This window comes from Ensifer sp. R1-3 (assembly GCF_056739175.1).
Window position 1 is genome coordinate 3,497,509 of sequence record NZ_CP096515.1, and the last position, 12,275, is coordinate 3,509,783.

The 12,275-nt window shown below is 63.4% G+C and carries 9 protein-coding genes; all 9 read left to right on the forward strand.

The window, feature by feature from the left end:
• Positions 1 to 19 precede the first annotated feature (19 nt).
• The 9 genes from pal (at position 20) to serA (ending at position 12,139) form a co-directional block, all read left to right on the forward strand.
• Positions 20 to 550, forward strand: a complete 531-nt coding sequence (pal, locus tag M1D43_RS16520; protein ID WP_003527588.1) for a peptidoglycan-associated lipoprotein Pal — start codon at positions 20 to 22, stop codon at positions 548 to 550.
• A 191-nt stretch (positions 551 to 741) separates the two neighbouring features.
• A complete protein-coding gene (gene ybgF, locus M1D43_RS16525) occupies positions 742 to 1,779 on the forward strand; it encodes a tol-pal system protein YbgF (protein ID WP_003527587.1) in 1,038 nt (345 codons plus the stop codon).
• Positions 1,780 to 1,790: 11 nt separating this feature from the next.
• The gene (tilS, locus tag M1D43_RS16530) at positions 1,791 to 3,149 is read left to right on the forward strand and encodes a tRNA lysidine(34) synthetase TilS (protein WP_153313679.1); all 1,359 of its coding nucleotides are present in this window, start codon (positions 1,791 to 1,793) and stop codon (positions 3,147 to 3,149) included.
• Between the two features lie 99 nt (positions 3,150 to 3,248).
• The gene (gene ftsH, locus M1D43_RS16535; RefSeq protein WP_003527585.1) at positions 3,249 to 5,186 is read left to right on the forward strand and encodes an ATP-dependent zinc metalloprotease FtsH; all 1,938 of its coding nucleotides are present in this window, start codon (positions 3,249 to 3,251) and stop codon (positions 5,184 to 5,186) included.
• 322 nt (positions 5,187 to 5,508) lie between these two features.
• Positions 5,509 to 6,861 (forward strand): phosphoglucosamine mutase, encoded by a 1,353-nt coding sequence (gene glmM / locus M1D43_RS16540; RefSeq protein WP_153313678.1) that lies wholly within the window; start codon positions 5,509 to 5,511, stop codon positions 6,859 to 6,861.
• Between the two features lie 398 nt (positions 6,862 to 7,259).
• Positions 7,260 to 8,135: an outer membrane protein gene (locus M1D43_RS16545; protein WP_013844837.1), complete on the forward strand. Its 876-nt coding sequence runs from the start codon at positions 7,260 to 7,262 to the stop codon at positions 8,133 to 8,135.
• Between the two features lie 211 nt (positions 8,136 to 8,346).
• Positions 8,347 to 9,147 (forward strand): outer membrane protein, encoded by an 801-nt coding sequence (locus tag M1D43_RS16550; protein WP_153313677.1) that lies wholly within the window; start codon positions 8,347 to 8,349, stop codon positions 9,145 to 9,147.
• A 137-nt stretch (positions 9,148 to 9,284) separates the two neighbouring features.
• Positions 9,285 to 10,463 carry a phosphoserine transaminase gene (locus M1D43_RS16555; protein ID WP_153313676.1) on the forward strand — a complete coding sequence of 393 codons (1,179 nt, stop codon included), beginning with the start codon at positions 9,285 to 9,287 and terminating at the stop codon, positions 10,461 to 10,463.
• Positions 10,464 to 10,543: 80 nt separating this feature from the next.
• Positions 10,544 to 12,139 carry a phosphoglycerate dehydrogenase gene (serA, locus tag M1D43_RS16560; protein WP_010970158.1) on the forward strand — a complete coding sequence of 532 codons (1,596 nt, stop codon included), beginning with the start codon at positions 10,544 to 10,546 and terminating at the stop codon, positions 12,137 to 12,139.
• Positions 12,140 to 12,275 lie beyond the last annotated feature (136 nt).

Below are 12,275 nucleotides of genomic sequence, written 5' to 3' on the forward strand. Positions count from 1 at the left end.
TCTCAAGGAGACCCGGCCCATGAGCCGAATTGACACCCCGGCAGCAAGCCGCATGCAGACCATCGCCCGCAATCCGGTCATGATCGCGCTCGTCATGACGCTTGCCCTTGCTGGCTGCGCTTCGAAGAAGAACCTGCCGAACGATGCTGCCGGCCTCGGTCTCGGCGCAGGCGCGGCGACCCCGGGCTCGCAGCAGGACTTCACCGTCAACGTCGGCGACCGCATCTTCTTCGATACGGATTCGACGTCGATCCGCGCCGACGCGCAGGCGACGCTCGACCGCCAGGCCCAGTGGCTGGCAAAATATCCGAACTACGGAATCACCATCGAAGGCCATGCCGACGAGCGCGGCACCCGCGAATACAACCTGGCGCTCGGCGCGCGCCGTGCTGCCGCGACCCGCGACTATCTCGTCAGCCGCGGCGTCCCCGGAAACCGCATGCGCACGATCTCCTACGGCAAGGAAAAGCCGGTCGCCGTCTGCGACGACATCTCCTGCTGGTCGCAGAACCGCCGCGCCGTTACCGTGCTCGGTGGCGCCGGCAGCTGATTATTCGGCATGGAAGGTGAATTCGAGGGGCGGTCTACGGGCCGCCCTTTCTTTTTTACCACACTTTGGCCGAACTCCGTTGCTTTTTCACGGGAGTTGGAAAACTGTGCGGCACCCCGCCTCGGAATCGGCAAATGTACTGCGCAACGCGATCCAGGGCGGGATAATCGGTTACGAACAGGACAAATGAAATGAAGAAATTTGTCGTGGCAGGACTGCTTGGCCTCGTGACCCTTGCGGGTCTCGGCTCTACAGCAGATGCCATGCCGCTTTCCGGGCTCTTTGCCCGCACGACGCAGACCGATGCCGGCAGCAAGGGCGACCTTCCGGTAATGAAGGTGCAATCACCCGATATTGCGCGGGTCGGTCAACTCGAGGAACAGATCCGCTCCCTCAATGGGCGTATCGAGGAAATGAGCTTCCAGCTCCTGCAGATGCAGGAGCAGATCCGGAAGTTCCAGGAGGACAACGAGTTCCGCTTCCAGGATCTGGAAAACGGCAGGTCCTCCTCCAAGAAGAGCGGCGCGCTTGAAACGCCGAAATCGAATGATCAGGCGTCCGTCACCCCCGGGGTGACGGATAGCCGGCCGTCGGGCGCTCCGGCTGCCGGCGGCGCCGATATGGCGGGTGTCGATCCCAACGCGCCGGGCGCCGCGCCCGCGCCGGCGACGCTGGGGCAGATCATTTTCGACGAGAACGGCAACCCCGTCTCGGCAACGGCGGGCGTAGAGCCCGGGGCCAACGCCACTCTGCCCGGCGTCGATACAGGGCTTGCGACCCAGGGCGGTGGCCTCAACGACAATCCGGGAAGCGTGCCGGACAGCGGACAGGCGACCGCGTCTCTCAGCGATCCGGGCGATCTCTACCAAGCAGGCTACAGCCACGTGCTTTCCGGCGATTACAGCATCGCAGAGCAGGAATTCCGCGATTACCTCGATGCCTTTCCAAGCGGCGACAAGGCGGCGGATGCGAGCTTCTGGATGGGCGAGGCACAGTATTCGCAAGGCAAGTACAGCGACGCGGCCAAGACCTTCCTCAACGCGCATCAGAGCCACGGCAAGTCACCGAAGGCTCCGGAAATGCTCTTGAAGCTCGGCATGTCCCTCGGCGCCCTCGACAACAAGGAGACCGCCTGCGCCACGCTGCGCGAGGTCAACAAGCGCTATCCGAAAGCATCACCCGCCGTGAAGGCGAAGGTGGCGAGCGAGCAGAGCCGTTTCGGCTGCTGAGGCGGGCCCAGATGCCCCATGCCGTCCTCGATACGGCCCGAAATTTTCTCCGATCCTTTATCACGCCCCGCAGGATCCTGGTTGCCGTCTCCGGTGGCAGCGACTCGATGGGGCTGCTTGTAGCCCTGCATTCGGCGATCGCCGCAGATGAGCGCCGCGGATTTTCCCTTGCCGCCTGCACTGTCGACCATGCGCTGAGGCCGCAGTCGGCTCGCGAAGCCGAAGATGTGGCGGCCTTTTGTGCTGCGCTCGGCATTGCCCACCGTATCTGCCGCTGGGAGGGCCCGAAGCCGTCGACCGGCATCCAGGCGGCGGCTCGAAACAAGCGCTACGAATTGCTGACTGAGGCCGCCGACGCGCTCGGCGCCGATTGCATCGCGACCGGCCATACCCGCGACGACCAGCAGGAGACCGTCGCCATGCGCATTGCCCGCGGCAAGGGTGGTGCCGGAGACGGGCAGGGCGAGGGGCAGGGCGGCGCCGGCATGGCCGCGGCCATGTTATACGGACGGCGGATCTGGGTGTTGCGGCCGTTTCTCGGCTTGGCGCGCGCCGAGATCCGCAGCTTTCTCCAGGCACGCGGCGTCTCCTGGATCGACGATCCGAGCAATGCCAACCCCGCCTTCGAGCGGGTCCGGGTGCGTGCCCGGATAGCGACATCCGGAGGGATGCCGACGCCCTTGGGCAACGGGCGCCAGCGCGCCGCCTCTTCCGCCAGAGCCGCCGCCCTGATCGAGAAGCGTATCCGCGTTCACGAGGCGCTCGTCGCGGAGGTCTCGGCGCGGCATGCCGGGGAGATCGACGATCCGGACTGGCGCCGTGCGCTCCTGACGGTCGCGTCGGTTCTCGGCGGGCGCGAGCACATGCCCGCTCTCGCCACGGTGCAGCGGCTTTCGCAGTTCCTGCGATCAGGTGAGCCTGGCCGCATGACGGCGGGACGGGTCGTCTTCGACCGGCGAGCAAGCGGTCTCTATCTCTATCGAGAGGCGCGCAACCTGCCGGTGCTCGCCGTTGGACCGGGCCGGCAGGGCACTTGGGATGGGCGGTTCACGGTAAAGAGCTGCGGGCCGGCGGTTACGGTCGCCGCGGACGCTTCGGGGAGGTTGTGGACCCAGAGGCTTATTGACGCAGGGCTGCCGGCGGGGATTGCCAAGCGCGGATCCACGGTGGCACCAGAAATCGCGTCGACGGACGGCGCGGGGCTCGCCTTCGGCGAGGCTTCGGCGCAAGTCGAGTACCACATCGGGCTTTACGACACCTTTTTGCCGGGTTTCGACAGGATCATGGCGGATGCGGTCGCCGTGTCGTTTGGGCGTGATCGATACCCCGCGCCGCCGGTGCACGATGTTTTGATAGAAATGGAAACGTAACCGGCGGTTTTCCTTGGCAAGGTCACCCCGGACACCTATGTTAGGGACAAGAATACAGTCCGGCAAATGCGCGGGCTGCGACAGGTTCCGGGGAGTTCGATGAACCCTAATTTTCGAAATTTTGCCCTTTGGGCAATCATAGCGCTTCTCCTGATAGCGCTATTCAGCATGTTCCAGCAGCCGACCGAACGAGCAGGCTCGCGTGAAATTCCATTCTCGCAGTTCCTCAAGGACGTCGACGCGAGCCGCGTGAAGGACGTGGTGATCACCGGTTCGAAGGTGATCGGCAGCTACACCGAGAGCGGGGCGACCTTCCAGACCTATGCGCCCGCCGTCGACACGGCGCTGACGGAGCGGCTGGAAGCCAAGGACGTCACGGTCACGGTTCGGCCGGAGACGGACGGCTCGTCGGGCTTCCTCAGCTATATCGGAACGCTGTTGCCGATGCTCCTGATCCTCGGCGTCTGGCTGTTCTTCATGCGGCAGATGCAAGGCGGCTCGCGCGGCGCGATGGGTTTCGGAAAGTCCAAGGCAAAGCTTTTGACGGAAGCGCATGGCCGCGTGACCTTCGACGACGTCGCTGGTGTCGACGAGGCCAAGCAGGACCTGGAGGAAATCGTCGAATTCCTGCGCGACCCGCAGAAGTTCCAGCGTCTCGGTGGCCGCATCCCGCGCGGCGTGCTGCTGGTCGGACCGCCCGGCACCGGTAAGACGCTGCTTGCCCGCTCGGTGGCCGGTGAGGCGAACGTGCCCTTCTTCACGATCTCGGGTTCGGACTTCGTCGAAATGTTCGTCGGTGTCGGCGCATCGCGCGTCCGCGACATGTTCGAGCAGGCGAAGAAGAACGCGCCCTGCATCATCTTCATCGACGAAATCGATGCGGTTGGCCGTCATCGCGGCGCCGGTCTTGGCGGCGGCAACGACGAGCGCGAGCAGACGCTGAACCAGCTGCTGGTCGAGATGGACGGCTTCGAGGCGAACGAGGGCATCATCCTTATCGCCGCGACGAACCGGCCGGACGTGCTCGACCCGGCGCTGCTGCGTCCGGGCCGCTTCGACCGCCAGGTCGTCGTGCCGAACCCGGACATCAACGGCCGCGAGCGGATCCTGAAGGTGCATGTCCGCAACGTGCCGCTCGCACCGAACGTGGACCTCAAGGTGCTGGCGCGCGGCACGCCGGGCTTCTCGGGCGCCGATCTCATGAATCTCGTCAACGAGTCGGCGCTGATGGCGGCGCGGCGCAACAAGCGTCTCGTTACCATGCAGGAGTTCGAGGACGCCAAGGACAAGATCATGATGGGCGCCGAGCGCCGCTCCTCGGCCATGACCGAAGCCGAGAAGAAGCTGACCGCCTATCACGAGGCGGGCCATGCGATCCTTGCGCTCAACGTCCCCTCGGCCGATCCCTTGCACAAGGCGACGATCATTCCCCGGGGCCGTGCGCTCGGCATGGTGATGCAGTTGCCCGAGGGCGACCGCTACTCGATGAGCTACAAATGGATGATCTCGCGTCTCGCCATCATGATGGGCGGACGCGTTGCCGAGGAACTGACCTTCGGCAAGGAGAACATCACCTCGGGCGCATCCTCCGATATCGAGCAGGCGACGAAGCTTGCCCGGGCGATGGTGACGCAGTGGGGCTTCTCCGACCAGCTCGGACAGGTCGCCTATGGCGAGAATCAGCAGGAGGTTTTCCTCGGCCATTCCGTCGCGCAGCAGAAGAACGTTTCGGAATCGACCGCGCAGAAAATCGACAACGAAATCCGCCGGCTGATCGACGAGGCCTATGAGACGGCACGCCGCATCCTCGTCGAAAAGAACCATGAATTCGTGGCTCTCGCGGAAGGCTTGCTCGAATACGAGACGCTGACCGGCGACGAGATCAAGGCTCTGATCCGCGGCGAGAAGCCGGCGCGCGATCTTGGGGACGATACACCGCCGCATCGCGGCTCCGCAGTGCCTTCGGCCGGTACGAAGAAGGAAGCCGGCACGAAGGGCGAAGAGCCTGAAGGCGGGTTCGAACCGCAGCCGCAATAGGTTCCTACACATGCGCAAATCAAATGCCGCCGCTCCGGAAGGGGCGGCGGCATTTTTGGATGCTCACGGTTTCAATGAAGCAGTGGTGCGCGCCGGTTTTGCGTTCATGCTTCAGGCGACCCGGCCGAAGCGTTGAAAGATCCAGTTGTAACGCGCTGTAATGATTTCTGATGTTATGATCGGTGCCGTATATTGCGGTTTTATGGCAAATATGGCGCAGATCTGCAGGCGGGGTCGCGGAACTATGAAAAACAATAGCGGAACACGCAGGCAGACGCGGCCGGCACAAGAGGCGACGCCGAAGCAGGACAATGGAGTTTTTATGAAGCGAAGATATTTCGGCACCGACGGCATTCGCGGCCAGTCCAATATATTTCCGATGACGCCGGACCTCGCCATGCGGGTCGGCATTGCGGTGGGAACCATTTTCAGAAACGGTGCTCACCGCCACCGGGTGGTGATCGGCAAGGATACGCGCCTCTCCGGCTATATGCTCGAGAACGCGATGGTCGCGGGCTTCACGGCGGCGGGGCTCGACGTCTTTCTGCTCGGCCCGATCCCGACGCCAGGCGTTGCCATGCTGACGCGGTCGCTGAGGGCCGATATCGGCGTGATGATCTCCGCCTCGCACAATGCGTTTCGCGACAACGGCATCAAGCTCTTCGGACCCGACGGCTACAAGCTTTCGGATGACATCGAGCAAAAGATCGAGGACCTGCTGGAGCAGGACATGTCCGGGCAGCTCGCCAAGCCGGAGGATATCGGCCGGGCCAAGCGCGTCGACGGTGACATCTACCGTTATATCGAGCAGGCCAAGCGGACGCTGCCGCGCGACGTCACGCTGAAAGGTCTCCGGATCGCCATCGACTGCGCAAACGGTGCCGCCTACAAGGTCGCGCCCTCCGCCCTTTGGGAACTCGGCGCCGAAGTCGTTACGATCGGGACCGAACCGAACGGCGTCAACATCAACCTCGAGTGCGGATCGACGCATCCGGCGGCGCTTCAGAAGAAGGTGCACGAGGTGAGGGCGGATATCGGCATCGCGCTCGACGGAGACGCCGACCGTGTTCTGATCGTCGACGAGGAGGGGGCGGTCATCGACGGGGACCAGCTCATGGCGGTCATCGCCGACAGCTGGGCGGCAGACGGCATGCTCAAGGGCGGCGGCATTGCCGCGACCGTCATGTCGAATCTCGGCCTCGAACGCTACCTTCAGGCGCGCCGGCTCAACCTTCACCGCACGAAGGTGGGCGACCGCTACGTCGTCGAGCAGATGCGTCAGGACGGCCTGAACGTCGGTGGCGAACAATCGGGCCATATCGTGCTTTCCGATTTCGGCACGACCGGCGACGGCCTCGTCGCGGCGCTGCAGATCCTCGCGGTCGTCAAGCGCCAGGGCAAGACTGTGAGCGAAATCTGCCGTCGTTTCGAGCCGGTGCCGCAGGTCCTGAAGAACGTCCGCGTGTCGGCCGGCAAGCCCCTGGAGGATGCCGCCGTGCAGCAGGCGATCGCTGAAGCAGAGGCGCAGCTCGCCAAGAACGGGCGGCTGCTCATCCGGCCCTCCGGCACCGAACCGCTGATCCGCGTCATGGCGGAAGGCGACGACCGCGGTCAGGTCGAGCGCATCGTCGACGAACTCGTAAACGTGATCGGCGGCGTGCGCAACGCTGCCTGAAGAAGTAGCCTTTGCCCCTCATCCGGCCTGCCGGCCACCTTCTCCCCGCAAGCGGGGCGAAGGGACAAGCGGCCTGCCCTCGTACGCCATCGCCTCCCGGTGTCAGGGAGTGAAACCGTTGCCACGAGTCACCTTCTCCCCGCAAGCGGGGCGAAAGGACAAGGGGCCTGCCCTCGTACGCCATCGCCTCCCGGCGTCAGGGAGTGAAACCGTTGCCACGAGTCACCTTCTCCCCGCGCGCGGGAAGAAGGTGCCGGCAGGCGGATGAGGGGCAACTATTGTTGGCTACGACGACCGAATACTGCCGACAGTTAATATTCAAGGTAAATTTTTGTAGTTAATCAGGGATTAACCATTCCCCTTCATTATGCGTCGAAGCATACGGAACCGCTGCGACTATGATCCGTCAGCCGTTCAAGAATACTCTAATGTATTGGGGTTGGGGCATGAAGAAGATTTTTAGGGGCGTTGCTGCGGCTCTGCTGAGCGGCACGCCGGTATATGCAGCGGACGTCTATCAGCCGCCCGTGGAAGCGCCGTTCGTCGAGCAGCCTGTGGAGGTGGTCGAAGCCAGCGGCTGGTATTTGCGCGGCGACGTCGGCTACGCGTGGAACGATTTGCGCGGGGCCCACTATTTCCAGGGCTCGAACAGCAACCTGGTCGATTTCGACCGCGCCGATGTGGATGATTCCTACGTCCTTGGCGGCGGTGTCGGATACCAGATCAACAGCTATCTGCGTGCCGACGTCACCCTCGATTATCTCGGCGAGTCCGACTTCAACGGTTCTACCAGCGGCGGTTGCGGGGTTGCCGTCAATTGCGTCTCGAACGATGTCGCATCGATGTCCGCCTGGAGCCTGCTCGCCAATGCCTATGTGGATCTCGGGACCTACGGCGCCTTCACGCCCTATGTCGGTGCCGGTATCGGTGGCACCCGGGTAAAGTGGGGAACGCTGCGCAACACGAGTTGCGACGTCACGGATCCGAGCAACTGCGACCCGACGATCGAGCACAAGGGCGAAAGCGATTGGCGCTTCACCTATGCGCTGATGGCCGGTACCTCCGTAGATCTCACCTGCAATCTCAAGGCCGATGTCGGCTACCGCTTCCGCCATATCAACGGCGGCAACATGTTCGGCTACAATCTCAACAGCGGCCCGGCCTACGACAAGGACATCTATGTGCACGAGGCGCGCGCCGGCTTGCGCTATTCCTTCGGCAACAATTGCGAAGCGGCCTACGTGCCGCCGGCCGAGCCGATCGTATACAAGTGATCCGAGCTAGACCTAGACTGCGGAGTTTCGAAGGGCCGTCCCATGGGGCGGCCCTTCCGTTTTGTCGCCCTTTCCACATTCCTAAGAGACATGGTTAACCCATAGTTAACCCGTGCCTGCAATAGTTAACGCGAATGGTCAGCTTCATGCTGCAGCGCTTTGCGTCCCCATATGCGCAAGCCCGCAGCTTGGCCGAGCGAAAGGGCATGGCATGGATTGGCGACGGGGATTTTGCAGCATGGCGTTCTGCGCCGGCCTGTTGGCGCCGTTCTCCGCACAGGCCGCCGACGAAGAACTGCTCGACGCGCCCGAGATAACGATTTCGCCGGAAGCGACCGGCGGCGGCCGCCTTTATCTGCGTGGCGACATCGGCTACGCGGCCTGGCTGGACGAGGGCGATCCCTTCTACCGCTCCTTTGGCGGCACGGGAGCCGTTTCCTTCGACAGCGCACGCTTCGACAAGCCGGCCTCCGCCACGATCGGTCTCGGCTATCAATTCACCGACGTCATTCGTGCCGACCTGACGGCCGAATATTTCGAGGGCCGCTTCGACGGGTCGTCGCTGTCCACCAATCCGTGCGCGGGCGAGGGCGCTGGGACAAGGTGTGCCCTTTCCCACAGCGCCAATTTTTCCGCGCTCGGCCTGATGGCAAACGGTTATCTCGATCTGGCGACGCTTGCCGGTTTCACGCCGTATCTCGGTGCCGGTATCGGAGCGACCCGGATCGACTGGAAAACGACCCATGAAACCTCGACTTGCGTCGGGGCAGGCGGGGCCTGCTCCGGGGCGGCGGGCGGTGCTTCCTACGGCGGGCGGGACAGCTGGCGCTTTACCTATGCCCTCATGGCGGGTGTCTCCTACGATGTCACGGATCGGCTGAAGTTCGATGCCGGCTATCGCTATTCGCAAATCGCGGATGGTGACATGTTTGGCTCCGGGGGCGCGAAGGGTCATGACGACGGACTCTCACGCCATGAGTTCCGCGTCGGCCTGCGTTTCGCGCTTTGGTGATGCAGAGCCGGTTTGCTCGAAACGGCAAAAGTTTCTTCAATCGCGACGCGACCGCTTGACTTCCTCTCCGAGCCGCAATATTTCCGGCGGCGGGACACCCCTCCCCAACGAGGGGCTTCTATCTGAGAGGATAGCATATGACGAAGCCTGCCAAGCCGGCCATGCGCCCGGCCAATACTCATTTTTCTTCTGGTCCTTGCGCCAAGCGTCCCGGTTGGACGCTCGAAGCTCTCTCCGATGCCCCGCTCGGTCGCTCGCACCGTGCCAAGATCGGAAAGAGGAAGCTCAAGCAAGCGATCGACCTTACCCGCGAAATTCTCGAAGTTCCGGCCGACTACCGTATCGGTATCGTCCCCGCTTCGGATACCGGTGCCGTTGAAATGGCGCTCTGGTCGCTGCTCGGCGCCCGCGGCGTCGACATGCTGGCCTGGGAGAGCTTTGGTGCCGGCTGGGTGACCGACGTCGTCAAGCAGTTGAAGCTCTCCGACGTACGCCGCCTCGAAGCCGATTACGGCGAGCTCCCGGAACTGTCCAAGGTCGACTTCGACCGCGACGTGGTCTTCACCTGGAACGGCACGACCTCCGGCGTGCGTGTCCCGAATGCCGATTTCATTCCCGCGGATCGCAAGGGCCTGACCATCTGCGATGCGACCTCCGCCGCCTTCGCGCAGGCGCTCGATTTCGCCAAGCTCGACGTCGTGACTTTCTCCTGGCAGAAGGTGCTCGGTGGAGAGGGCGCCCATGGCGTGCTGATCCTCAGCCCCCGCGCCGTCGAACGGCTGGAGACCTATGTCCCCGCCTGGCCGCTGCCGAAGATCTTCCGCATGACCAAGGGCGGCAAGCTCATCGAAGGTATCTTCACCGGCGAGACGATCAATACGCCGTCCATGCTCTGCGTCGAGGACTATATCGACGCGCTTCTCTGGGCGAAGTCGGTCGGTGGCCTCGAAGGTCTGATGGCCCGCGCCGATGCCAATGCCGAGGTCATTCACCGTTTCGTTGCAGCCAACGACTGGATCGCCAACCTCGCGGTGAAGCCCGAAACCCGCTCCAATACGTCGGTCTGCCTGAAGATCGCCGACAATGATGTGTCGGCGCTCGACGCGGACGCACAGGCCGCCTTCGCCAAGGGCGTCGTGGCCCTCCTCGAGAAGGAAGGCGTCGCATTCGACATCGGCCACTATCGCGATGCGCCGTCCGGGCTTCGCATATGGGCGGGCGCGACGATCGAGACGTCCGACATGGAAGCGCTGATGCCGTGGCTTGCCTGGGCTTTCGAGACTCAGAAGGCGACGCTTTCGCAGGCTGCCGCCTGATCCGATGCGATCCGCTTCGCTCTCCCTGAGGGCGAAGCCTAATCCCCAATGGTTCAGACCTGTTTTTCAAGGAGGCCTTCATGGCACCTCGCGTTCTCGTATCCGATGAACTGTCGGAAACCGCTGTCCAGATATTCCGCGACCATGGCGTGGAAGTGGATTTCCAGCCGAAGCTTGGCAAGGACAAGGAGAAGCTTGCCGAGATCATCGGCAATTACGACGGCCTCGCCATCCGCTCAGCCACCAAGGTGACCGAAAAGCTGATCGCCGCCGCGACCAATCTCAAGGTCGTCGGCCGCGCCGGCATCGGCGTCGACAATGTCGACATTCCCGCCGCTTCGCGCCGCGGCATCATCGTCATGAACACGCCCTTCGGCAACTCGATCACCACCGCCGAGCATGCGATCGCCTTGATGTTCGCCGTTGCCCGCCAGCTTCCCGCTGCCGACGGCTCGACCCAGGCCGGCAAGTGGGAAAAGTCGAAGTTCATGGGTGTCGAGATCACCGGCAAGGTGCTCGGCGTCATCGGCGCCGGCAATATCGGCTCGATCGTCTGCGCCCGCGCGATCGGTCTCAAGATGCACGTCATCGCCTATGATCCGTTCCTGTCGAAGGAGCGGGCGGAGGAAATGGGGGTCGTCAAGGTCGAGCTCGATGAACTCCTCGCCCAGGCAGACTTCATCAGCCTGCACGTGCCGCTGACGGACAAGACCCGCAACATCCTGAACGCGGAGGCGATCGCGAAGGCCAAGCCGGGCGTGCGTATCATCAACTGCGCCCGCGGCGGTCTCGTCGATGAAAAGGCGCTTGCCGAGGCCCTCAAGGCCGGCCACGTCGCCGGCGCAGGCTTCGACGTCTTCGAGGTCGAGCCCGCCACCGAGAGCCCGCTCTTCGGCCTGCCGAACGTCGTCTGCACCCCGCATCTCGGCGCATCGACCACCGAGGCGCAGGAGAACGTCGCTCTGCAGGTCGCCGAGCAGATGTCGGAGTATCTCGTTAAGGGTGCGGTCACCAACGCCATCAACATGCCGTCGATCACGGCGGAAGAGGCGCCGATCCTAAAGCCCTTCATCCGGCTCGCGGACGTTCTCGGCGCCTTTGTCGGGCAGGTCACCGAAAGTGCGATCAAGGAGATCGAGATACTCTACGACGGCTCGACCGCGGCGATGAACACCAAGGCGCTGACGAGCGCGGCGCTCGCCGGCCTGATCCGCCCGCAGGTGGCCGACGTCAACATGGTTTCGGCGCCGGTCATGGTCAAGGAAAAGGGTGTGATCCTTTCCGAGGTCAAGCGCGACAAGACCGGCGTCTTCGACGGCTACATCAAGCTGACTGTAAAGACGGCGAACCAGACCCGCTCGGTCGCAGGTACCGTCTTCTCCGACGGCAAGCCGCGCTTCATCCAGATCAAGGGCATCAATCTCGATGCGGATGTCGGCAATCACATGGTCTACATCACCAACACCGACGTTCCCGGCATGATCGGCTTCATCGGATCGACCCTCGGCGACGCGGGCGTCAACATCGCCAACTTCCAGCTCGGCCGTGAGAAACAGGGCGGCGATGCAATCGCGCTGCTTTACGTCGATGGCCCGGTTTCGGAGATCGTGCTCGACAAGCTGCGGGCGAACGAAGCGATCCGCCAGGCAAAGCCGCTGGTGTTCAATATCGACTAAGCACGGTCGCCCCCCTCATCCGGCCTGCCGGCACCTTTTCCCCATCGTGTGGGGAGAAGGGGCCGGCAGGCGGATGAGGGGCGGGTTACTACAGCGCGAAGCGATTTCTCACGCGCGCGAACATGCGAGCCTTTAT